Genomic DNA, 22,916 nt, shown 5'->3' on the forward strand with positions numbered 1-22,916 from the left:
GCGGAACATTTGACCCGCGCGGTGAGTAGAGCACCGCGCGGGTTTTTATTTTACCGACAAGGTCTCTTTTACGCCGCTTCTGCCTGTGTGCTGAACCGCTCGTAAAAGCCCTGGCCTTTGTCCGCCATCTCGCGCAAGAGCGCAGGCGTTTCAAACCGTGCGCCATACTCTTTGGTGAGCGCATCGCACCGTTCGGCGGCATATGGCGCGCCAATGATGTCGAGCCAGGCAAACGGGCCACCGGACCAAGGCGCAAAGCCCCAGGCCAGGATCGCGCCCACATCGCCCTCGCGGATGTCTTCCAGCACGCCTTCTTCCAGTGCCCGCACCGCTTCGAGGACTTGGGCGAACATCAAACGATGCTGCACTTCCACAAGATCAGGCTGCTCATCAGCACGCGGATACTGCGCTTCAAGACCATCCCAATATCCCAAACGCTTGCCTTTCTCGTCATAGTCGAAGAACCCTGCGCTGGTCTTGCGGCCCAGACGGCCCTGTTCTTCCATCCAGAAGATCACGTCATCCACAGCACCATCAGGATACTCATCGCCCATCGCGGCCCTGGTCGCGCGGGCAATCTTTGCCCCCAGATCAATCGAGGTTTCATCGACCAGTTGCAGGGGTCCCACCGGGAAGCCCAGCTGACGCGCGGCATTGTCGATAAGGGCAGGGGCCACGCCCTCAGCCACCATGCGGATGCCTTCGTTGATGTAGGGGATGATGCAGCGGTTGCAGTAGAAGAACCGCGCGTCATTCACGACAATCGGCGTCTTCTTAATCTGTCGCACATAGTCGAGCGCTTTGGCGACAGCACGTTCGCCGGTTTTCTGACCCTTGATGATCTCGACCAGGAACATCTTTTCCACTGGCGAGAAGAAGTGAATGCCGATGAAGTTCTCTGGATTGCTTGAGGCCTTGGCCAGCTCGGTGATCGGCAGGGTCGAGGTGTTGGTGGCAAAGATCACGTCGTCGCCAACCGCTTCGAGCACATTCTTGGTCACTTCGGCTTTGACGCCGGGGTCCTCAAACACGGCCTCGATAATCAGGTCTGCACCTTTCAGGGCGCTGTAATCCGTCGTCGCTGTGATCCGGTCGAGCAGGGCGGCTTTCTTTTCTTCGGTTGCCTTGCCGCGCTTGATGCCCTTGTCCATATACGCCTCGGAATAGGCTTTGCCCTTGTCCGCGGCCTCTTGTTTCTGGTCGATCAGGACAACTTCCATCCCGGCCTGAGCCGAGACCAACGCGATACCAGCCCCCATCATGCCCGCGCCCATGACGCCGACTTTCTTAACAGTCTGGTCGGTCACGTCGGGGCGGTTGGCACCTTTCTCCAGCGCTTCCTTGTTGATGAAGAGGCTGCGGATCATGGCGCTTGAGGATGGGTTCATCAGCACATTGGTGAACCAGCGCGCTTCGATCTTGAGAGCCGTGTCAAACGGCACCAGCGCGCCTTCGTACACCGCGCTCAAAAGCGCCTTGGCCGCCGGGAACGCACCTTGGGTCTTGCCATTGACCATGGCCGAAGCACCGACAAAGTTCATGAATCCCGCCGGATGATAGGGCGCGCCGCCCGGCATCTTGTAGCCTTTCTCGTCCCAAGGCTTGACGATACTCGGCTCGCTCAGGACCCACTCGCGCGCCTTCTCAATGAGCTCATCTGCAGGCACAACCTCATCCACAACACCAGCGGATTTGGCTTTTTGCGGATTGTTCACTTTGCCTTCCAGCAAGAGTGGTGCCGCCGCAATCGCACCCATCTTGCGCACCAGACGCGTGGTGCCACCCATGCCGGGGAAAATACCCACCATGATCTCGGGCAGGCCGATTTTGGCCTTTGGGTTATCCGCGGCGAAAATCCGGTGACAGGCCAGCGGAATTTCCAGACCAATGCCAAGCGCCGTGCCGGGCAGACAGCAGGCAATCGGCTTGCCGCCCTTGTTGGTCTTGGGGTCCATGCCCGCGCGCTCCATCTTGCGCAGGAAGGTGTGGGTTTTCATCAAACCTTCAAAGAGACCCTTGGCCGGATTGTCGCCCGCCATCTCTTTCATCTTCGAAATGATGTTGAGGTCCATGCCCCCGGCAAAAGATCCTTCCTTGCCCGAGGTGAGGATCACACCCTTCACCGCATCATCGGCCAACGCGTCATCAATCAGTGCCTCAAGATCGTCAAACCCTTGCTGGTTCATCACGTTCATGGACTTGCCGACCGTGTCCCAGGTGATGATCGCGACGCCATCTGCGCCTTTTTCCATCGTAAAATCAGTCATGTGTCTTCTCCGGTCTGGTCAGCCGTCAGGGGGCTGCCGTCTTTGCGGGTAAAGGAAAAACCGGCCTCATCGAACGTCACCATCATGTCGATGTCGCTATAGTACCCGGTTTCGGTTTTGGTCCGCGTGCCCACCACCAGAAAGGCGGCAGGCGCGTCGGTTTTGTTCACAAGATGATGGCCATTGGCCTCACCCGCCGGGAAAGTGGCGCAATCGCCAACCCCCATCTGGTGTGCGCCCTCATCATCAATCAGGGTGCAGACCCCTTTGGTCACCATCACAAACTCATCCTGCTGCATATGGTAATGCCGCAAGGACGAGGCCGCGCCGGGTGCGAGGCGCACAAGGTTCACGCCATATTGCGTGAGCCCGCGCGCATCCCCGAGCGCCTGAACAGAGCGGGCTTCAAACCCGTCCGCCAGTTTGCCTGGGTAGCCCGACCCGGTTTTGGCCGGGATGGCTGAGAGATCAAGCTTCGGCATCAGACCCGCTCGATGATCGTGGCAGCACCCATGCCGGATGCAATGCACAGCGTGGCAAGGCCGACTTCTTTGTCGGTGCGCTCCAGCTCATCCAGCAATGTGCCGATGATGATCGCACCGGTCGCACCCAGCGGGTGCCCCATGGCAATCGAGCCGCCATTGACGTTCACAAGCTCTGGGTCGACGTCAAACGCCTGTTGGAAGCGCAGCACGACACTGGCGAAGGCCTCATTCACCTCAAAAAGATCAATGTCGGAAATCTTCATACCGCTATCAGCCAGGATTTTCTCAGTCGCAGGTACAGGCCCGGTCAGCATGATCACAGGATCGGTCCCGATCTTGCAGGTCTGGCGAATGCGCGCACGCGGCTTCAGCCCATATTTCTTACCAAATTCCGCATTGCCAATGAGCACCCCGGCAGAGCCGTCCACGATGCCTGACGAATTGCCCGCATGGTGCACATGGTTGATCTTTTCCAGATGCGGATACTTGAGCTTGGCCACGGCATCAAAGCCCGGCATCATCTCGCCCATCTGCTGAAACGCCGGGTTCAGGCCGCCCAATGATTGCATATCCGTGCCGGGGCGCATGTATTCATCGTGATCCAGAATGGTCAGCCCGTTCTGATCCTTCACCTCGATGATCGAGTTTTCAAAACGCTTGTCGTCCCAGGCGGCTTTCGCGCGCTGCTGACTGGCCATGGCAAGCTGATCGGTCTCATCGCGGGTAAACCCATATTCCGTCGCGATAATGTCGGCGCTGATACCTTGCGGGACGAAATAGGTCTCCATGGCAACGCTGGGGTCCACGGCAATCGCCGCGCCGTCGCTGCCCATGGCCACGCGGCCCATCATTTCCACGCCACCGGCGATATAGGCCTCACCGGCCCCGCCTTTGACCTGATTGGCAGCAAGGTTCACCGCCTCCATGCCCGAGGCACAGAACCGGTTGATCGCAAGGCCAGGGATGGATTCGTCCAGATCAGAGGCGAGAACCGCCGTCCGTGCCAGACAGCCGCCTTGCTCCATCACCTGCGTGACATTGCCCCAGATTACGTCCTCCACCGCATGACCATCCAGACCATTGCGGTCCTTCAGCGCATTGAGCACCTGGGTGCTCAGCCGAACGGCTGTCACTTCGTGCAAAGCACCGTCTTTGCGGCCCTTGCCGCGCGGGGTGCGCACGGCGTCGTAGATAAAAGCGTCAGACATAGAGGTCTCCTTGGTTCAGGCGCGGTCAGCCGGGCTGCCGGGCATCAGGTCATAGGGGTGTTTCCAGCCGGGTATGGCCTCGATATTGCCAAGCCAGCGGTCGATATTGGGCCAGTCGGCGCGATCAAAGCCGAAGGGTTCAGGGTAAAAGAGGTAACCGCAACAGGAAATGTCGGCATTGCTGATCTGATCACCGACGATCCAGTCGCGGCCCTCAAGCCGGGTGTTGAGCGTCTCAAAAGCCGCCTTAAGACGCCCTTGCATAAAACCGATCACTTCTGCAGGGCGTTTGTCCTCGGGCAAAAAGTTCATCAAAAACCGCGTCATGCCGGCCTGTGACGAAAGCTTGTGATTGTCCCACAAAACCCAGCGGAACATCTCGTAGTTCTCCGTATGGTCCTTGCCGCCAAACTTGCCGGATTTCTCGGTCACATAGGCCTGAATCGCGCCTGACTGGCTGGTCTTGAAATCGCCATCCACCAGCACCGGGGCCTCGCCCATCTCGTTGACGTCCTTGCGGTAGGCGTCGCTGCGCGTCTCACCGCCAAAGAAATCCACCTTCACGGGCTCCCAGTCGAGACCGGACAATTCCAGCGCCAGAGCCGCCTTATAGGCATTGCCGCTCTCGCCAAAGCAGTAAAGTTGGATGGTCATTTCTGGCTCTTCCTTGCGCTTCGGGGTGGTGTTGGATTTGAGGATTTGAGGAACGATGAAAGTACAGTCCTGCTTTCACTGTTCGCAAAATACTCCCGCCAGAGGCGTCCGTCAGATGTGGTATATGCATGCGCATGTATCATCATAGCGACCTCGAAATCAGTTCTTTCATGATCTCATTCGTGCCGCCATAGATGCGCTGCACGCGGGCATCGGCCCACATTTCGGCAATGTCATATTCGGCCATATAGCCATAGCCGCCATGGAGCTGAACGCAGGTGTCGAGCACCTCAAACTGCGTGTCGGTGAGCCAATATTTGGCCATCGCGGCTTTTTCCACGCTGAGCTTGCCTTGCAAATGCTCGGCGATGCATTCGTCCAGAAAGGCGCGCGCGACTTTTGTCTTGGTTAGGCATTCGGTCAGCGTGAAGCGGATCGTCTGGAATTTCTCAAAGATCGGCCCGCCAAAGGCTTCGCGCTCTTTGGTGTAGGCAATCGTGCGCTCGACACCGCCTTCCAGAGCGCCTTGCGCGCCGCAAGCAATGATCAGGCGTTCCTGTGGCAGCTGCTCCATCATCTGGTAGAATCCGCGCCCTTCTTCACCACCCAGAATGTTTTCTGGCGGCACTTCCACATTGTCAAAGAAGAGCTCGGATGTATCGCCCGCCTTCAGCCCGTTCTTGTCGAGGTTACGGCCACGGGTGAACCCTGTCGCGCCATCGGTTTCCACCACCACCATGGAAATGCCCTTAGCCCCTTCCTTGGGGTCGGTCTTGGCGGCCACAATGATCAGATTGGCGTGTTGGCCGTTGGTGATAAAGGTTTTCTGACCGTTCAGCCGGTAGGAGTTCCCATCGCGCAGCGCCTTGGATTTCATCGACTGAAGGTCCGAACCAGCCCCCGGTTCTGTCATGGCCAATGCACCAACCAGCTCGCCAGAAACCATCTTGGGCAACCAGCGTTTCTTTTGATCTTCCGAGCCGTAGGCCAGAATATAATGCGCCACGATGCCCGAATGGATGGGATTGCCCCAGCTTGCCAGATTGGCGCGGCTTTGCTCCATACAGATCACCGCCTCATGGCCGAAATCACCGCCTGCGCCGCCGTATTCTTCGGGGATGGAGGGGCAAAGCAGGCCCAGCTCACCCGCCTGGCTCCAGGTTTCGCGATCCATGATCCCGTCCTTGCGCCAGCGCTCAAAATTCGGGCCCCATTCTTCAGAAATGAACTTATAGGTCATCTCCGCAAGCATCTGGTGCTCGTCTGTCATCCATGTCGACATCGCATCCCTCCCTTATTTCTTGCGCGCCTCAAGCTCTGAATTAAAGAGCCTGAGCCGGTGACCAAACGTGTCTTCGTTGATCACGCTGTCGAAGTTTTCAAAGAGAAAGGACAGCGCCTCGCCTTCATCCAACCCTGCCTCCTGGGCAAAGCGGCGCAAGCGTCGATAGCCATCTTCGGTCATCGCGGCGTTAAACCGCCGGGTCAGGCGAAAGCGTTTGGGCATGATGTCCTCCCAGTCATCTTGCGGGGTAGGGTGGGTTTTCAACCCACCCCGTCTGTCTTTAGAATGCCTCGGCTTCAAGCTCCATGACCGTGTCCGCACCGCTTTCGATACGTGTCAGATGCATGGATGTCGCGGGCAGGCGGCGCTTCATGTAGTAGCGGCCCGTGGCGATCTTTGTCTTGTAGAACGCAGTGTCGCCTTCGCCATTCTCAACCGCGTCCATCGCGGCCTTGCCCATCTGCGCCCACATCAGGCCCAGGCAAACATGCCCAAAGAGGTGCATGAAGTCATAGGATCCGGCCAGTGCCGCGTTTGGGTTTTTCATGCCATTCTGCATGAAATACATACCCGCCGCCTGCAGATGCTTGGACGCTTCTTTCAGTGGGTCGAGGAAATCAGCCTTCAGCGCCTCATTGCCTTCGTTCTCCTTGATGAAGGACTTCACCAGATCAAAGAACGCCATCACATGCTTGCCGCCATCCTGCGCCAGCTTGCGGCCCACAAGGTCCAGCGCCTGAACGCCGTTGGCCCCTTCATAGATCATGGCAATCCGGGCATCTCGGGTGAATTGCGACATGCCCCATTCCTCGATGTAGCCATGTCCGCCATAGACTTGCTGGGCCTGAACGGTCATGTCGTAGCCTTCGTCGGTCAAAAAGCCCTTGATGATCGGCGTGAGCAAGCTCACCAGACCTTCAGCCGCCTCATCGCCACCGCGATGGGACTGATCGATCATTTGACTGCCCCAGAGCAGGAAGGCACGGCCGCCTTCAACAAAGCTCTTTTGGTCCAAGAGGTTGCGGCGAATGTCGGGATGCACGATCAGCGGGTCGGCCGGACCATCGGGGTTTTCGTCACCTGTCACGGCACGTCCTTGCAGGCGATCCTTGGCGTATTCCAGCGCGTTTTGATAGGCCACTTCGGCTTGTGCCAGCCCCTGCATGCCCACGCCGATGCGGGCCTCATTCATCATGGTGAACATCGCACGCATGCCCTTGTGCTCTTCGCCCAAAAGGTAGCCGGTCGCTTCGTCATAGTTCATCACACAGGTCGAGTTGCCGTGGATGCCCATCTTCTCTTCAATCTTGCCGCAGGACGCCCCATTGCGCGCGCCTAGGCTGCCGTCTTCGTTGACCATGAACTTGGGCACGATGAACAGAGACACGCCTTTGATGCCCTCAGGCCCGCCGGGGATCTTGGCCAGTACCAAATGGATGATGTTGTCGGCCATGTCATGTTCGCCAGCCGAGATGAAAATCTTCTGACCGGAAATTTTGAAGCTGCCATCATCCTGCGGTACCGCTTTGGTGCGCATCAGGCCCAGGTCCGTGCCGCAATGCGGTTCGGTGAGGTTCATCGTGCCGGTCCACTCGCACGAGGTCATCTTGGGCAGGTAGGTGGTCTTCTGCTCCTCGGACCCATGTGCAAGGATCGCTGATGCGGCACCATGGGTCAGACCTTGATACATCGTGAAGGCCTGGTTTGCGGCAGAAGACGTCTCGCCCACAGCCGTGTACATGATATAGGGCATGTTCTGCCCGCCATATTCTTCGGGCAGGTCAATGCCGGTCCAACCGCCCGCTTTCACCTGCTCAAACGCATCCTTGAAGCCCGTGGGCGTGCGCACCACGCCGTTTTCCAGAACACAGCCTTCGGTGTCACCAACACTATTCAAGGGGGCCAGCACCTCAGAGGCCAGCTTGCCGGCTTCTTCCAGGATGGCCGATGTGAAATCCCGGTCCAGGTCGGCATAGCCGGGGGTGTCTTGCTCGGACACTTTCAGCACATTGTGCAGAATGAAATCCATGTCTTTGGTGGGGGCTGTGTAGCTGGGCATGTGGTGGTCTCCCTAAATCATCACAAGTTTGCGGCAGAAGTTACTCTGCCGCTTTCGGTGTTTGTCGGATCGAGGCGATCATTTTCTCGCCCCATTTCATTTGGTCTTTAAGATCATCAATAGCTGCGGTCAGTTCATCACGCTGGCGCTCAAGATCATTGAGCCGCGATTTGGCGACCTCATAGGTCTGTGTGAGCTGCGTCAGCTGTTGATCGCCCCGGTCATAGAGGTTCAGCAGTTGCCGAATTTCCTCAAGGCTAAACCCAAAGCGCTTGCCGCGCAGGATCAGCTTCAGTCGGGCCCTGTCGCGCTTGGTGAAAAGGCGCTTCTGGCCTTCGCGCTTGGGGAACAGTAGCTCTTTGGACTCGTAAAACCGCAGCGTACGAGGCGTCACGTGGAACGCATCACACATCTGGCGGATTGTCATCATCTCGGTACTCATATTACCACCTGTTCATCTCGGTCTCGTGGCATTGACCTGGGGGCGCTTCATCTTCGATACAACAGGGAATAGAGTTGACGTAACTGGTACGTAACGTCACTTTTAGGTTTACGTAAGATTAATCAAGGTAAACCGCCCAATTGCACAATTTTATGACGCGCTGGGCAACAGTTTGCCGGTCAAGGTTCAAAGCAAAAGCCGCTTACCCGAGCGATTTCGCGGTCGAATCGCGCATATCCTGAAGCTCTGAAATGCTCTCTTCAAGCTGCGCTTTCTGTTTGCCCAACTCGGCCAGCTTCTGATCGGCAAGATCAATCCAGGTCCGCAGTTGCGCGTTGGTGCCTTCCTCTTCATAGATCAAGAGCCACTGCCGGATTTCCTCCAGTGCAAAGCCCCAGCGCCGACCACGCAAAATAAGCGTCATGCGGACGACTTCTTTATGCGAGTAAAACCGTGACCGGCCTTCGCGCTCTGGGCTGATCAACTCGATGTATTCGTAGTAGCGCAGCGTTCGCGGTGTCACGTCGAACTTGGCGCACATTTCTTTGAAAGACAGTCGTTTGTCCGACATGGCCTCTCCTCCTTATGTGCAATGTTAGAAAAGACCGGCGCGCAGGGCAACCGCTAGCCCTTGAAGCTGTGATCACTTCTGGATCATATAGCGTCAGCCAAGCCCGAAGGTGCGCCAATGGACAAGACCAAGTTTGCCCGACAATTCATTGATGCGATCCCCCATTCCAAAGCTTTGGGCATGGAACTCACCGAAATTGGCGAGGGCACGGCAGAGATTGTCATGGAGTATGACAAACGCTTTGTCGGCGATCCCGAAACCGGTGTCATTCATGGTGGTGCGGTCTCGGCCTTGATGGATACATGCTGCGGGGCCGCGGCCATGAGCCACCCGTCGTCGCCGGGTGCCACGGCCACGATTGATTTGCGCATAGACTACATGCGCCCGGCCACACCTGGCCAGAAAATCAAGGCACGTGCCGAATGCTACCACATCACGCGTTCGGTGGCCTTCCTGCGGGCACAAGCAATGGACGATGATGAAGAGAACCCCGTGGCACAGGCCACCGGCACCTTTACGGTTGAGGCCAAATCATGAGCCGCAAAGCGCCGGAACCCGTTCAGGTCGTCAAACAACGCCGCGATGCCGCTTTGGCCGCCCTGGTGGCCGGGGTGCCTTACATACAGTTTCTTGGCATCAACTTTGACCGACGCGGCGATGAACTGACCGCTGTTATGCCTTTTGAAGACAAACTCATCGGCAACCCGCTATTGCCGGCGCTGCATGGCGGCGCGACGGCGGCTTTTCTGGAGGTCACGTCTATTATTGGCCTGAGCTGGGCGATGCTCTGGGACGAGGTTGAGAGTGGACAGCTCGATCCCGATGCGCTGGCCCAAGGCAAACTGCCTCGTCTGCCCAAGACGATTGGGTTCACTGTTGATTACCTACGCTCGGGTCTGCCGCGTGACGCCTATGCGCGCGCCCATATCACGCGGTCGGGCCGCCGCTATGCGTCGGTGAAGGCAGAAGCCTGGCAGGACAACCGCGCACGCCCCTTTGCGCAGGCGACTGGGCATTTTGTCATGCCACGCCAGAATGGCTGAGACCACAGGCAAGGCCAATGGCGAGATTACCCATAAACGGGTGCTCAACATCGCCATCCCGATCGTGATTTCCAATGCCACCGTGCCGATCCTGGGTGCTGTGGACACCGGCGTTGTGGGTCAACTGGGCGAGGCGGCCCCGATTGGGGCCGTCGGCATTGGCGCCATCATCCTGACGGCCATCTACTGGATCTTCGGCTTCCTGCGCATGGGCACCACGGGCCTCACCAGTCAGGCGCATGGTGCAGGGCAAACCGGCGAAGTTGCCGCGATGCTCACCCGTGCCATGATGATCGGCCTTACAGCGGGTGTGGCCATCATCTTACTGCAAATCCCTATTTTCTATGGGGCTTTCCTCATCTCACCCGCCAGTGCCGAGGTGGAAAGCCTCGCGCGCGATTACATGGCCATCCGCGTCTGGAGCGCCCCTGCGGTCATCGCGCTTTATGGTGTGACTGGTTGGTTAATTGCCCAAGAACGCACCCGCGCCGTCCTGGCGCTTCAGGTGGTGATGAACGGCATCAACATCGTGCTCGACCTGTGGTTTGTTCTTGGCCTTGGCTGGGGGGTTGAGGGCGTGGCCTTTGCCACCTTCATCGCGGAATGGACCGGGCTTGCGCTGGGGCTTTGGCTCTGCCGCGATGTGCTCAAAAGCCCGGCCTGGAAAGACTGGGTGCGCGTGTTTGACCGCGCACGCCTGCGGCTGATGATGGCTGTCAATCGCGATATCCTGCTGCGGTCCCTGATGCTGGAAGCGATCTTTGTCTCGTTTCTGTTCATCGGCGGGGATTTTGGCGATGAACAGCTCGCGGCCAACCAGGTCCTGCTACAATTCCTGCACATTACGGCCTATGCGCTGGATGGGTTTGCCTTTGCGGCGGAAACACTGGTGGGGCAGGCGATGGGTCAACGCAACCGCGCGCGCCTGCGTCAAAGCGCGCTGCGCTCCAGCCTCTGGGGCGGGCTCATCACAGGGGCTATCACGCTGAGTTTTGCGCTCTTTGGCGGGGCCATTATTGATCTCATGACCACATCCCCCGAGGTGCGCGAGACCGCCCGCGTGTACCTCATCTATATGATCCTTGCCCCGGTCACTGGCATCGCGGCGTGGATGTTGGATGGTATTTTCATCGGGGCCACCCGCGCGCAAGATATGCGCAATATGATGGCGGTCAGCCTGGTGGTCTACGTTATTGCTGCGCTGTTGCTGGTGCCGGACTACGGCAATCATGGTCTTTGGATCGCGCTGCTCATCAGCTTCGTGGCCCGGGGCCTCACGCTGGGGTTGCGCTACTCGGCCCTAGAGGCACAGGCGGCCCGCGCCTGATCTGAATAATTTGATCAAATTATGTTTCATGGCTGTTCAAGTGTAGTTTCCTGCATAAAGTCAACATTGCTGACCCATGTGCAGGAGGTGCTCATGTCCACCCGTCCCATCCGCGTAGCCATCAACGGTTTTGGCCGCATTGGCCGCACGCTTCTGCGCATCCTGCTACGGGATGCGGCGGATTTTGAGCTTCTATGCATTAACGAGATCGAGCCGCTTTCGACCTGCGCTTATCTCTTTCAATATGACAGCGTCTTTGGCCCATGGCCGGAACCTGTGAATGGCGAGAATGGCATTCTCAAGATTGGCGGGCGGCATATCCCATTCTATTCCGAACCCGACCTTAGCGCGCTGGATTTGAGTGCTGTGGATGTTGTTCTGGAATGCACAGGCATGGGCGGCACCCGTGCTGTGGCCGAGCGGGGCCTTGTTGCAGGGGCCACCAAGGTGCTTGTCTCCGGCCCATCTGCTGAGGTCGATGTCACGAGTGTTTTGGGCGCCAATGAAGCGCAGATTGGCGATCACAGGATCGTCTCCAACGCCTCCTGCACCACCAATGCGCTGGCGCCGCTTGCGCGTCTGCTGGATGAAGCATTTGGGCTTGTCAGCGGCCAGATGACGACCGTGCATTGCTACACCGGCAGCCAGCCCACCGTCGACAAACCGCGCGCGGCACCCGAACGCAGCCGCGCGGCTGCCATGTCCATGGTTCCAACGACGACCAGTGCCCAGCATCAGACAGGCCTTGTTCTGCCGCATCTTCAGGGGCGGATCGAGGCACGGGCCATCCGCGTGCCCACCGCCAGCGTGTCCTGCATTGACCTGACGGTGCAAACCAACACGCCGGTCAACGCGGCTTCGGCCAATGCGGTTTTGCAAAACGCGGTTCGACCAGGCGGTGTCTTTGGGTGGACCGAACAGCCTTTGGTCAGTGCCGATCTGCGTATGCGGCCTGAATCCGTTGTCATGGTCGGGCCGGAAACCTCGGTCTCCACCGGCGGCCTGCTTCGCGTTTTCGGTTGGTACGACAACGAATGGGGCTTTTCCTGCCGGATGCTGGATATGGCGCGCCTCATGGCGGCCTAAACCTGTCTGCCTCGGTTACTCCTCAAAGGGCTCAATCAATTCCGGCCCGCTGGCGCGGTTGGAATTGACCTTTGGGTCCACCCGGTGAAATCGCAAAGCCTCTTCCGGGGCCGCTTTCATCAGGGCGGCCGCCCCATGCCCGGCCTCACCCAGCCACAGCGCCCAGTCGTTTTCACCCAAAATCACCGGCATCCGGTGGTGGATTGCCTGCATCCGGGGATTGGCCGCCGTTGTGACAATGGCACAGGTGGTAAAGGCGTCCTCCCCCTGCGCCCAATCCTGCCAGACCCCGGCAAAGGCGAGCATTGAGCCTTGCGTCGGCGCAATGTACCACGGCAAACGTTTGCCCTCCGCATCCTTGGTCCATTCATAAAACCCCGTCGCCGGGATCAGGCAGCGCCGCTCTCGCGCGGCTTTGCGGAAGGCAGGTTTTTCGGCAACCGTTTCGCTGCGCGCATTAATCAGCAATGGCCCGTCGGTTGGGCTTTTGTACCAATGGGGTAGGAACCCCCACCGCATCGCGCGGAGCCGCCGCTGACTGTCCTGCGAGGTGACCACATGCACCGCATTGGTGGGGCAAATGTTAAAGTTGGGCACGTCCGGCACATCATTCGCGGGGCGCGCAGCAAAGAGCTGCGCCATCGCGTCTGGCGGCAGGGTCAGAGCAAACCGACCGCACATCTCTCAGCGCAGCACGCTGGAATAGACCAGCAGCCCCCAGGGCGTGAGCTTGCGGTCCACCTGGCTCCAGAGCGCGCCAAAGGCCAATGGGTCCTGTTTTGTGAGCGCGGCAATCTCTTGCAGCGATCTGCGCCCGTCAATCGCCATCAACAGCGCCCCGGTCTCTTTGGGCAGGGACAGGGTTTCGGACAGCGTCGCATCGCCCAGTTTCGGGCTCTGGCCCTGAAGCACGGCTTGTGCCAGAGCCTTGGCTTGTATGCCCTTGATATGGGGCACAAGTTTGCGGTTCGTGCTTTGGGCGATTTGAGGGGCTGTATCTGCTGCGACCGCATAGGCGGTATGGGTGCGGATCGTGCCGTTGAGCTTTTCGGCCACCGCCATTTGGGTCACAGCATCCATGCCCTCGGGCGGCTCTGTGAACCGGGCGAGATCATAATAGACAGATTGCACAAACCCCGATAGCGCCCAGCCTGTGCGCTCCAACGTGGCACATAAGGTTGTCACGTCATAGGTGCGGTCCTGGCTGTGCAACAGCAGGTCATAAAACCCTGCATCCCCGGTCTCGTGATCATTCAGATTGGGGTTCGATTTGAACGGATGCCCCTCGGGCAGCCGGTCAAAGAGCTTGCGCGCCGCCTTGATGCGGTCCTTGGGGATAAGATCCGCATACAGTGCGCCAAAGGCGTCTTGCAGGGGATAGACCCCGGATCTGCCATAGGGCGCATAGACCATGAATCCCATGCCGCCGCCGGGGGCGAGGGCCGCGCGGAGTTGGGAAAACCCTGCGTCGGGATCCGGCAGATGGTGTAGCACGCCGCAGCAATCTATGTAGTCAAACGGACCGTATTTCGGCGCATCCAGAAGGCTTCCGGTGATGAAGGTAATATTGTTTAATTTCCGTATCTTGGCGCGCGCTTCTGCCACATCACGTGATGCTTTGGAGAGGTCAATATAGGTGGCCTCAAAGGGGCGTTTGTATTGTGTCAGAAGTGTTGTCAGTTGAATCAGCCCGTCGCCCGTACCGCCGCCTGCGACGAGAATGCGCAGCGGTTTGTGCCAATCCCGCTGGCCGCCAAAGATGAAATGGTCAATCTCTTGTGGCAACGACGGCGATCCCAGGATCAGGCGCTTTTTCTCGTCGCGTGGGTCGCGTTCGGGATAGGGGAACGCCTCGTATTGATCGCGGACTTTGCTCATGGGCGTTCATAGGCCGGATATGGGCGGCAAATGCAAGAGGGGCAAATGTTTCGCGCGCGAAACGCTGCGGTGCAGAACATGTTCAGGTTGCGTTAAGACTTGGCCTTGGCAATTCGCTTGACCGTTCCTGCGCGCCGGGGCATGACCGAACGCATGCTGATCTACAAGATTTTTCGTCAAGAGGAATGGAAGGCCCTCTGCGATGCAGGCCAGAGCGATGGCGCGCCTGTGGATCTGGCGGATGGATATATTCATTTCTCAACCGCAGACCAGGCGGCGGAGACGGCGGCCAAGCATTTTGCGGGCGAAGAGGATTTAATGCTCTTGGCGGTGGAGGCGGAGGATTTGGGCGCGGCGCTCAAATGGGAACCGTCACGCGGCGGGGCGCTATTCCCGCATCTCTACGCGCCTTTAAAGCTTGAAAATCTCCATTGGGCCTTGCCGCTTTCTCTTGAGCACGGCGTGCATCAGTTTCCGGACCAGATGGTATGAGCGTGATGGACCGGATCGGGCTGGGCCTTCTGCACCGGCTTGACCCTGAACGCGCCCATGGCCTGGCGCTTTGGGCCTTGCGGTCGGGTTTGGCACCTTTGCCCGGAGAGATCACGTCGGACCGACTGCGCACAGAGCTTGCTGGCATTCGCTTGGCCAATCCGATTGGCTTGGCGGCGGGGTTTGACAAAAACGCTGTGGCGTTGTCACCGCTGGCTAAGGCCGGATTTGGGTTTGTCGAAGTTGGCGCCATCACACCGCGGCCTCAGCCGGGCAACCCGAAACCCCGGTTGTTTCGGTTGAGAGAAGATCACGCTGTGATCAACCGGTTTGGCTTTAACAATGAAGGGATGGAGGCCGCAGAACCACGTCTAGCGGCGCGACCCACGGAGGCGGTCATTGGTCTTAACCTTGGGGCCAACAAGGACAGCACAGATCGGGCCGAGGATTTTGCCCGCGTACTGGCCCATTGCGGTGCGCATCTGGATTTCGCAACGGTCAATGTCTCAAGCCCCAACACCGAGAAACTGCGTGATTTGCAGGGCGGAGCTGCACTTCGGGCGCTTTTGGCAGGTGTCATGGAGGTGCGCGACGGGCTGGACCGGCGCATTCCGGTCTTCCTGAAAATCGCGCCGGACTTAACAGATGAGGAACTGGCCGAAGTCGCCGAGGTCGCGCAGGAAAGCAATGTAAGCGCTATCATTGCCACAAACACGACCCTGTCGCGTGATGGATTGCGCAGCCGACATGCCGCAGAGGCGGGTGGGCTTTCAGGCGCACCGCTTTTTGAGCGTTCGACGCGTGTGCTGGCGAAACTCTCGCAGTTAACCGAAGGCAAGATGCCTCTTGTGGGCGTAGGCGGCATTGCCTCAGGGCAGGACGCGTTCCAAAAGATACTCGCCGGAGCCAGCGCTGTGCAGCTTTATTCGGCGCTCGTGTATGAGGGGCTGGGATTGGTTGGGCGGATTGCCAAAGACCTGGATCAACTGCTGGACAGCCAAGGCTATGCCAGTGTTGCTGAGGCTGTGGGGAAAGGGAGAGAGATATGGCTGTGACCGAGATTTGGCACAACCCGAGATGTTCTAAGTCGCGCCAGACGCTGGCGCTTTTGCAGGAGCGGGGGGACGTGGAGGTGCGTCTGTATCTGCAGGATGCGCCAACGGCCGACGAGATTTCTGCCGCTTTGAAGGCCCTTAGCCTGCCCGCTGCAAAACTGATGCGCCGGGGGGAAGCGGTGTTCAAAGAGTTGCGCCTTGCCAAGGAAACGGATGAGGCCAAGCTCATCGAGGCCATGGCGGCGCATCCGATCCTGATCGAACGCCCGGTTGTGTTTGCAAATGGCAAGGCCGCGCTGGGACGCCCACCCGAAGCGGTGCTCGACATCCTATGATTCAATTCTAAGTTTCGCGCGTGAATGACCGGTATGAGGGCGGATTCGGATGCAGAGTAAGGCGGGGGTAGCGGGATATTTCAACGCGGTTGTCTTTGATCTGAGAGATCAAATGCGGCTGTCGTTCCTGCCGCCGCTGATGGTCTACTTCGCGGCTGGGTGTTCTGGGCTGACCCTCATTGTCGGCACGTTCTTCGTTAAAGAATATCTCGACTTTTCAGCCGCCTACATCGCGAGTCTCGCGTTCTGGGCAGGGCTGCCCTGGGCGCTTAAGATGCCATTGGGGCATCTCGTGGACCTCATTTGGAAGTGGAAATGGCTGCTCATCTGGCTGGGGGCGGGATGTGTCGCGGCCAGCGTGGGGATCATGTATTTCGTTCTCACACAGACGGCCATGATGGAAACGATCATGCCGGTCTCAAACTGGTACATCCTGAGCTTTCTTCTGGCCCCCTGCGGTCTGGTTTTGCAAGACGCGGTGGCCGATGCGATGTCGGTCGAGGCGGTTCCGACACGGGACGAAACCGGCGCGCTGATCAGCGAGGAAGACAGCAAGGCGATGCACACCACCATGCAGGCGCTGGGCCGGTTTGCCTTGATCGGCGGCACGGTGGCGGTGGCGCTTCTCAATATCGCGGTGTTTTCCGGCATTGAGAGCATGGATCAGGCGCAGAAGGGCGCGGTCTATGCGCGGGTCTATATGATCGGGTTTTTGATCCCGGTGATCTCGGTGAGCGGCGTGGTTCTTGCCGGGGTGATGAAACGATCAGGCCAGATAAACGGTGCCGATGAACCAGAGACGCAGACCACGCCGAACTGGTGGTATTTCATCGGCGGCGGAGCGTTTGTGGCGCTGTCATTGATCGTTGGACTGGGGCAGGTGCCGTTTGGGCAAGAGATCATCTTTGTTGGTTCCATGGCCGTTGTGGCCTTTCTGATGCGGCAACTGGTGGCAGTGCTGGAACCAGCGCAGGCCAAGGCGCTTGTTGGCACGGCGATCATCATCTTTTTCTTCCGTGCGATCCCAGGGCCAGGGGACGGACAGAAGTGGTTCGAGATTGATGTGCTGGGCTTTGACCAGCAGTTTCAGTCGGTTCTGTCGTTGATCACAGCGGTGGTGACGCTTGTGGTTATTGTGCTTTTGCGCCCGATGATGGCGACGCGGTCCATTGTCTGGATTGTTGTTGTGCTGAGCCTCATTGGCGGGCTTCTGACACTGCCCAATATCGGGCTCTACTACGGTGTGCAGGAATGGACAGCTTCGGTGACTGGCGGGATAGTCGATGCGCGGTTCATCGCGATTTTCGACACAGCGCTAGAAAGCCCGTTGGGGCAGGTGGCGATGATCCCGATGCTGGCCTGGATTGCGCGCAACGCGCCACGTGAGCTGAAGGCCACGTTCTTTGCGGTGATGGCGTCTTTCACCAATCTTGCGCTCTCGGCTTCGACGCTGGGGACGAAGTATCTCAATGAGATTTACATCATCACGCGCGATGTGCGCGAGGGCGATAAGGTCCTGACGAATGCAGATTATTCGGAGCTGGGGATGTTGCTTGTGACCGTCACATGTTTGGCGGTCGTTGTCCCGCTTTTGGTGGTTGTCTTTGTCCAGCGTACGGGGTTTCGCAGCCGGGACTGACCAAAGGGCCGGGGCGAGCACCGATCAAAAAGAGGGGAAACGATGGTGCCCGCCCCATGCGGCCCGCCCCCGATCAAAAAGGGGCGGGTTGGGACAACGCTTTAGAAGCGGAAGGTGCCGCGGATTTGGACGGTCGTGGCCTCTACATCCACGCCTGTGGAGTCGAAGCTGTTGAATTCGTGATAAAGGACCTCACCGCCGATGGTGAAATTCTGGCTGACGAAGTGTTCGTATCCGGCGCCGATGAAATATCCATCATCACTGCCGAGTGTATCGGTGTCTGCAATCGCGTAACCTGCAGTGCCGTAAAGAAGGCCTGATCCGATCTTGTACCCAGCACGCGCGCGAAGGCGGAAAATATTTTCGAGGTCAGCCACACCGCCCGCCACATCGGCGTCGGTAAAGTCATAGTCCAGGCCACCGCCGATCACCACGTTTCCAAGGTCATAGTCGTAGCCCACGAAGATACCGCCGATGAAATCATCATCGTCGCTCGAAATATTGGTGTCGACATTCGCAAAACCGATCTGGCCACCGACATAGAACCCGGTCCAGTCCCGGCCAGTGTTGAAATCAGAGTTCGCATTGCGAGACACGGTGTCCTGGCTCCCGGAGGCGCTTTGACCACTTGCAAAACTCAGTGCAGGAGCTGGCTGCTTGGTTTCGGTCCGCTTCAAGGCGTTTGCCGCAAAGGTTTGTTCATTGGACGCCGTCACGCGCTCTGGTGTGGCAGGTGCGCTGATGTCTGCTGCGATCTTGTCAAAAGACAGATTGCCAACTTCGACATGCGTTGACTGCGCTGCGGCGGGAAGAGCCAGTGTTACAAGAGCAGTGGTGAGCAAGGTTGTCTTTACGGTCATGGCGGAGATCCTTTCCGATCGTTTGTCCAGTGACGTTCTTGGGTGCGTTGTTGGCAGTGATATCTGCATGCTTTCGAGGACGCTCAAGGGCTTGCGTGATCATAGCCGTTCAACTGGCGGTGAACGTCGTGAAGATGGTCAGACAGCATTGTTCGAGCTGGCAGGAGGCAGCGCATCCGAAATCCAAAAAACAACTGATTTTCGATGGCTTTGATCAGTGTGACACTGCTTCACGCTCGCTTGAGCGTGTCGTGTTTCCGGCGTTGGGTCATTTTTGACGTGTTACGTCAGATCACTCCGATGTCAGACAAAGCAGCGGAGAGGTCGGCAGGTAGGGGCTCTTCATTCCGGCGGGCTTTGGGCAAATCCACGGGCGCGTCGCCGGGGTCAAGATAGCGCCAGCCCTGAAATGGGCGTTTGGGGGCTGTTGAGGTGCGGATGAGTTCAGGGTCCAGAACAATGCCGCACCGGCGAATCCCGTCTGCGCGGATAACCTCATCAAGGCGCAAAATGCGCTGTCGGCATTGCACCAGCCCCTGGACCACCCAATAGATGGATCCGCCCTGAAGCAGGTCTGCCTCGCGCCGGGGCCACATGCGTGTGACATGGCGCGGCAGTCCATCGGGGCCTTGCGCCTCGGGGCGGGATTGCCACGCGGTCAGGCTTTCAAAGGATTCCGAGCCGACGCTCAGTTTGATCAGATGTAATTTGGCCGATGCCATGAAACGCCCCCAGCGTGATAGATGATACTCTATTGCGCTGGGCTGGAGTTTCAACCGCCTGCGGAGTGTTGCAGAGGAGATTGGTAGCGGCGCGCGCCCAGGGCAACCATGAGACCGGCGGTAATCACAAGTCCCATGCCGAGAATGCCGCGTGCGTCGGGGTATTCCGAGAAGAACACCACGCCCCACAATAGAGCGAAGCCCACATAGCCATAGTCGAAGGTAGCAATGATATGGGGCGGTGCGATCTGATAGGCACGGGCGACGCCAAGGGTGAAGGCCATCGCCAAAAGCCCAAGCCCTGCCATCAGGGCCCAGTCGTTTGGTGCCATGGCGGCCCAGCCGGTTGTGAGAAAGGGCGTTTGGTCGGACAGGCTGACGGGTAGAGGTACCAATGTATTGAGGGCAAGGCCGATCATGCCGGTCACGATGAAGGCGATGTGCAGGGCGAAGGCCAGGCTGACATAGTCTTCGGATTGACATTTGCTGCGCGTCAGAATCATCGCCAGTGAGTAAAGCAGCGCGCCAGCGATCGGGCCGAGAAGGGGCCAGGAAAATTGCGCATCTGTGGGGCGCAGGATGATGGCGACACCGACGAAGCCGATGGCAATACCCAGCCATTGTATGGGGGTCACGCGCTCTTTGAGCACTGCGGCGGTGATGAGGGCTGTGAAAATGGGATTGGTGTAGACGGCAACGGCAGCGGTGCCGAGATCTAGCCAGGGCAGCGCGCCGTAATAGGCGATCCATCCGGTGACAAGCAACAGGGCGCGCAGGCTAACCCATCCCGGGGCGGTTGGTCTCAGGCGGCGTTTGGCGAGGATGGCGAGCAGGATGATGCAGGGAATGGCAAAGGCCGAGCGCAGCGCGAAAATCTGCCAAAGGGAAAAATCAGCGCTGATAAGTTTGATCGTGGCATCCCCAAGCGCCAGCGCCGAGACAGAGGCGAGGATAATGAGGATGCCAAGAGAGACCTGATCCGTATGTGAGACTTGGGCGCGGTGCATAATGTGGTCACTCTGGGTCAGGGGTGGGGAGGGCGCAACGCCGTTTGCGACATAGTTTGACAGGGCCTGTCAGCAGCACAAATTGCGCCAAGAACGAAGCGATGGAGTGGCGTCACCCTTGGAAATTGGGTATTTGGGACAAGAAAGAAGAAGATTGCATTTTGGACCCCCAAAGTGTAGTGTTCTTGCTCCGTTCTTATACAAGAGATTGTGGTTCTATGACTCGATTCGCTGCCCCGATCGCAGAGTCCATCTGGGATATGAAATACCGCTTCAAGGCTGGCGACGGCACGCCTGTGGATGGGACGGTGGAGGATACCTGGCGGCGGATTGCGCGGTCTTTGGCGGCCGTAGAGGACAAGCCGGACGTTTGGGAAGATCGGTTTTTCAGCGCTCTTGAAGAATTCAAATATCTACCAGCCGGTCGGATCACGGCGGGAGCGGGCACAGGGCGGGCAGTGACGCTCTTTAACTGTTTTGTCATGGGCACCATTCCGGATGACATGAACGGGATTTTCAATGCGCTGCGTGAGGCGGCGCTTACGATGCAGCAGGGTGGCGGGATCGGTTATGACTTCTCGACGCTGCGACCGCGCGGCGCCGAGGTCAAAGGCGTCGGCGCGGATGCGAGCGGGCCGCTGAGTTTCATGGATGTGTGGGATGCAATGTGCCGCACAATCATGAGCGCGGGAAGCCGTCGTGGCGCGATGATGGCGACGATGCGCTGTGATCATCCCGATGTAGAAGAGTTCATCGCGGTGAAATCCGATCCTGCGCGGCTTCGGATGTTCAACCTCTCGGTGCTGGTCACCGATCCGTTCATGGATGCGGTGAAGGCGGACGGGCCTTGGGAATTGGTCTTTGGAGGCAAGGTCTACAAAACCGTGCAGGCGCGGGATCTGTGGAACAAGATCATGCGGGCGACCTATGATTTTGCCGAACCCGGCGTGATTTTCATCGACCGGATCAATGCGGCGAACAACCTGCATTACGCTGAGACGATTGCGGCGACCAATCCCTGCGGCGAACAGCCTTTGCCGCCTTATGGGGCGTGTTTGTTAGGATCTGTTAATCTGGCGCGGTTGGTGGAGGCGCCGTTTGAAGCAAATGCATCTATTGATGAGGCAGCACTCTCAGAGCTTGTGGGCACAGCGATCCGGATGATGGACAATGTGGTGGATGCGTCAAACTTTCCGCTGCCAGAACAGCGCGCCGAGGCGCAGGCCAAGCGGCGGATTGGGCTTGGGGTCACAGGGCTGGCCGATGCATTGCTGATGTGCGGCTTGCGTTATGGCTCGGATGAGGCGGCGGCGCAGACGGAGGTCTGGCTTAAGGCGATTGCGCGGGCGTCTTATCTGGCTTCGGTGGAGCTTGCCAAGGAGAAGGGGGCGTTTCCACTCTTTGAGGCCGATGCCTATCTGGCCAGTGGCACCATGCAGGCGATGGATGACGATGTGCGAGAGGCGGTGCGTGAACACGGTATTCGCAACGCGCTTTTGACCTCGATTGCGCCCACCGGCACGATCAGCCTTTATGCCGGCAACGTGAGTTCCGGCATCGAGCCCGTGTTTGCCTATGCCTACACGCGCAAGGTGCTGCAGAAGGATGGCAGCCGCACCGAAGAAGAGGTGGTGGATTATGCCGTCCAGATGTGGCGCGAGAAGTTTGGCGAGGCAGACCTGCCCGAGTATTTCGTCAACGCCCAGACATTGGAGCCTGAGGCGCATGTGAAGATGCAGGCGGCGGCGCAGAAATGGATTGATTCCAGTATTTCCAAAACGATCAACGTGCCGGCGGATATCGGGTTTGAGGCGTTCAAGGACGTCTACATGCAGGCCTGGGACCTGGGCTGTAAGGGCTGCACGACCTACCGGCCGAATGATGTGACGGGGTCGGTGCTGAGCGTGTCAGAGACCGAAGACAAGGTGCCGGGCGAGGGCGCGGTGTCCATGGAAGGCGGCGAGGTCGTCTATATGTCCGATCCGCTGGACCGTCCGCAGGAGCTGGAAGGGCATACCTACAAGCTCAAATGGCCCGACAGCAACCATGCGATTTATGTCACCGTGAATGATATTATCCTGAATGGGCGTCGGCGGCCGTTTGAGGTGTTCATCAACTCCAAGAATATGGAGCACTATGCCTGGACCGTGGCGTTGACCCGGATGATATCAGCGGTGTTCCGGCGCGGGGGGGACGTGAGTTTTGTGGTAGAAGAACTCAAGGCCGTGTTCGATCCACGCGGCGGGGCCTGGATGAACGGGAAGTATATTCCGTCGATCCTGGCGGCGATTGGCGGGGTTCTGGAAAATCATATGGTGAATATCGGGTTCCTCGAAGGCGAGGGGCTTGGCCTCAAGGAAGACCCACAGGCGCAGGTGGTCAATCACGGCGGCCCGCGTGGTGCGTCCTGTCCGGCCTGTGGCAGTTTTGACATGCGCAAGATTGAGGGCTGTATGACTTGCGGCAGCTGCGGGCATTCGAAGTGTTCGTAACGCGACCTG

General features: G+C 58.5%; 24 protein-coding genes. 10 read left to right on the plus strand and 14 right to left on the minus strand.

Annotation, left to right across the window (positions count from 1 at the left end; all coding sequences use genetic code 11):
- Nucleotides 1-68 precede the first annotated feature (68 nt).
- The 9 genes from RZS32_RS12575 to RZS32_RS12615 all read right to left on the minus strand — a co-directional run bounded on the left by RZS32_RS12575 (nt 69) and on the right by RZS32_RS12615 (nt 8,971).
- Complete coding sequence (locus RZS32_RS12575; protein ID WP_317057317.1) at nt 69-2,267, minus strand: 3-hydroxyacyl-CoA dehydrogenase NAD-binding domain-containing protein; 2,199 nt, start codon at nt 2,265-2,267, stop codon at nt 69-71.
- Entirely contained in the window at nt 2,264-2,749 is a 486-nt protein-coding gene (locus RZS32_RS12580; RefSeq protein ID WP_317057318.1) for a cupin domain-containing protein, read from the minus strand. The genes RZS32_RS12575 and RZS32_RS12580 overlap by 4 nt, the downstream gene beginning before the upstream one ends.
- The gene (locus RZS32_RS12585; protein WP_317057319.1) at nt 2,749-3,960 is read right to left on the minus strand and encodes an acetyl-CoA C-acetyltransferase; all 1,212 of its coding nucleotides are present in this window, start codon (nt 3,958-3,960) and stop codon (nt 2,749-2,751) included. Before RZS32_RS12585 ends, RZS32_RS12580 begins: the two co-directional genes overlap by 1 nt.
- Before the next feature lie 15 nt (nt 3,961-3,975).
- Nucleotides 3,976-4,614, minus strand: coding sequence for a glutathione S-transferase family protein (locus tag RZS32_RS12590; protein ID WP_317057320.1), 639 nt, complete (start codon nt 4,612-4,614; stop codon nt 3,976-3,978).
- Between the two features lie 142 nt (nt 4,615-4,756).
- Nucleotides 4,757-5,896: an acyl-CoA dehydrogenase family protein gene (locus RZS32_RS12595; RefSeq protein ID WP_317057321.1), complete on the minus strand. Its 1,140-nt coding sequence runs from the start codon at nt 5,894-5,896 to the stop codon at nt 4,757-4,759.
- A 12-nt stretch (nt 5,897-5,908) separates the two neighbouring features.
- Entirely contained in the window at nt 5,909-6,121 is a 213-nt protein-coding gene (locus RZS32_RS12600) for a hypothetical protein (protein WP_317057322.1), read from the minus strand.
- A gap of 58 nt (nt 6,122-6,179) precedes the next feature.
- Nucleotides 6,180-7,958, minus strand: coding sequence for an acyl-CoA dehydrogenase C-terminal domain-containing protein (locus tag RZS32_RS12605; protein ID WP_317057323.1), 1,779 nt, complete (start codon nt 7,956-7,958; stop codon nt 6,180-6,182).
- A 40-nt stretch (nt 7,959-7,998) separates the two neighbouring features.
- Nucleotides 7,999-8,400 (minus strand): MerR family transcriptional regulator, encoded by a 402-nt coding sequence (locus tag RZS32_RS12610; protein ID WP_317057324.1) that lies wholly within the window; start codon nt 8,398-8,400, stop codon nt 7,999-8,001.
- A gap of 202 nt (nt 8,401-8,602) precedes the next feature.
- A complete protein-coding gene (locus RZS32_RS12615) occupies nt 8,603-8,971 on the minus strand; it encodes a MerR family transcriptional regulator (RefSeq protein WP_317057325.1) in 369 nt (122 codons plus the stop codon).
- Between the two features lie 117 nt (nt 8,972-9,088).
- Here RZS32_RS12615 and RZS32_RS12620 point away from each other — a divergent pair, with 117 nt between their 5' ends.
- The 4 genes from RZS32_RS12620 to RZS32_RS12635 all read left to right on the plus strand — a co-directional run bounded on the left by RZS32_RS12620 (nt 9,089) and on the right by RZS32_RS12635 (nt 12,427).
- Complete coding sequence (locus tag RZS32_RS12620; RefSeq protein ID WP_317057326.1) at nt 9,089-9,508, plus strand: PaaI family thioesterase; 420 nt, start codon at nt 9,089-9,091, stop codon at nt 9,506-9,508.
- The gene (locus RZS32_RS12625) at nt 9,505-10,014 is read left to right on the plus strand and encodes a PaaI family thioesterase (RefSeq protein WP_317057327.1); all 510 of its coding nucleotides are present in this window, start codon (nt 9,505-9,507) and stop codon (nt 10,012-10,014) included. The genes RZS32_RS12620 and RZS32_RS12625 overlap by 4 nt, the downstream gene beginning before the upstream one ends.
- A complete protein-coding gene (locus tag RZS32_RS12630; RefSeq protein ID WP_317057328.1) occupies nt 10,007-11,341 on the plus strand; it encodes an MATE family efflux transporter in 1,335 nt (444 codons plus the stop codon). Before RZS32_RS12625 ends, RZS32_RS12630 begins: the two co-directional genes overlap by 8 nt.
- A gap of 93 nt (nt 11,342-11,434) precedes the next feature.
- On the plus strand, nt 11,435-12,427 hold the full coding sequence (locus RZS32_RS12635; RefSeq protein ID WP_317057329.1) for a type I glyceraldehyde-3-phosphate dehydrogenase: 993 nt from the start codon (nt 11,435-11,437) through the stop codon (nt 12,425-12,427).
- A 15-nt stretch (nt 12,428-12,442) separates the two neighbouring features.
- Here RZS32_RS12635 and RZS32_RS12640 read toward each other — a convergent pair whose 3' ends face one another.
- Together RZS32_RS12640 and RZS32_RS12645 are read right to left on the minus strand one after the other, a co-directional pair.
- Nucleotides 12,443-13,108 (minus strand): SOS response-associated peptidase, encoded by a 666-nt coding sequence (locus tag RZS32_RS12640; RefSeq protein ID WP_317057330.1) that lies wholly within the window; start codon nt 13,106-13,108, stop codon nt 12,443-12,445.
- Nucleotides 13,109-13,111: 3 nt separating this feature from the next.
- Nucleotides 13,112-14,305, minus strand: a complete 1,194-nt coding sequence (locus tag RZS32_RS12645; protein WP_317057331.1) for a class I SAM-dependent methyltransferase — start codon at nt 14,303-14,305, stop codon at nt 13,112-13,114.
- Between the two features lie 153 nt (nt 14,306-14,458).
- Between RZS32_RS12645 and RZS32_RS12650 the strand changes: the two genes are divergently transcribed.
- The 4 genes from RZS32_RS12650 to RZS32_RS12665 are packed head-to-tail and all read left to right on the plus strand — an operon-like array spanning nt 14,459 to nt 17,826.
- A complete protein-coding gene (locus tag RZS32_RS12650) occupies nt 14,459-14,797 on the plus strand; it encodes a DUF952 domain-containing protein (protein WP_317057908.1) in 339 nt (112 codons plus the stop codon).
- Complete coding sequence (locus tag RZS32_RS12655) at nt 14,794-15,852, plus strand: quinone-dependent dihydroorotate dehydrogenase (RefSeq protein ID WP_317057332.1); 1,059 nt, start codon at nt 14,794-14,796, stop codon at nt 15,850-15,852. Before RZS32_RS12650 ends, RZS32_RS12655 begins: the two co-directional genes overlap by 4 nt.
- Nucleotides 15,843-16,187: an arsenate reductase (glutaredoxin) gene (arsC, locus tag RZS32_RS12660; protein WP_317057333.1), complete on the plus strand. Its 345-nt coding sequence runs from the start codon at nt 15,843-15,845 to the stop codon at nt 16,185-16,187. The genes RZS32_RS12655 and arsC overlap by 10 nt, the downstream gene beginning before the upstream one ends.
- 49 nt (nt 16,188-16,236) lie before the next feature.
- The gene (locus RZS32_RS12665; protein WP_317057334.1) at nt 16,237-17,826 is read left to right on the plus strand and encodes a hypothetical protein; all 1,590 of its coding nucleotides are present in this window, start codon (nt 16,237-16,239) and stop codon (nt 17,824-17,826) included.
- A 101-nt stretch (nt 17,827-17,927) separates the two neighbouring features.
- Here RZS32_RS12665 and RZS32_RS12670 read toward each other — a convergent pair whose 3' ends face one another.
- Complete coding sequence (locus RZS32_RS12670) at nt 17,928-18,686, minus strand: outer membrane protein (protein ID WP_317057335.1); 759 nt, start codon at nt 18,684-18,686, stop codon at nt 17,928-17,930.
- Here RZS32_RS12670 and RZS32_RS12675 point away from each other — a divergent pair.
- The gene (locus RZS32_RS12675) at nt 18,661-18,900 is read left to right on the plus strand and encodes a hypothetical protein (RefSeq protein ID WP_339106650.1); all 240 of its coding nucleotides are present in this window, start codon (nt 18,661-18,663) and stop codon (nt 18,898-18,900) included. The genes RZS32_RS12670 and RZS32_RS12675 overlap by 26 nt on opposite strands.
- A 73-nt stretch (nt 18,901-18,973) precedes the next feature.
- On the opposite strand, the gene RZS32_RS12680 is transcribed toward RZS32_RS12675, so the two are convergent.
- Together RZS32_RS12680 and RZS32_RS12685 are read right to left on the minus strand one after the other, a co-directional pair.
- Nucleotides 18,974-19,408, minus strand: a complete 435-nt coding sequence (locus tag RZS32_RS12680; RefSeq protein ID WP_317057337.1) for a DUF1489 family protein — start codon at nt 19,406-19,408, stop codon at nt 18,974-18,976.
- Nucleotides 19,409-19,458: 50 nt separating this feature from the next.
- Nucleotides 19,459-20,415 (minus strand): DMT family transporter, encoded by a 957-nt coding sequence (locus RZS32_RS12685; RefSeq protein WP_317057338.1) that lies wholly within the window; start codon nt 20,413-20,415, stop codon nt 19,459-19,461.
- Between the two features lie 218 nt (nt 20,416-20,633).
- Between RZS32_RS12685 and RZS32_RS12690 the strand changes: the two genes are divergently transcribed.
- Nucleotides 20,634-22,907, plus strand: a complete 2,274-nt coding sequence (locus tag RZS32_RS12690) for an adenosylcobalamin-dependent ribonucleoside-diphosphate reductase (RefSeq protein WP_339106651.1) — start codon at nt 20,634-20,636, stop codon at nt 22,905-22,907.
- Nucleotides 22,908-22,916 lie beyond the last annotated feature (9 nt).

It is taken from the genome of Roseovarius sp. W115, assembly GCF_032842945.2.
In the GTDB taxonomy this organism is placed as follows: Bacteria; Pseudomonadota; Alphaproteobacteria; order Rhodobacterales; family Rhodobacteraceae; genus Roseovarius; species Roseovarius rhodophyticola.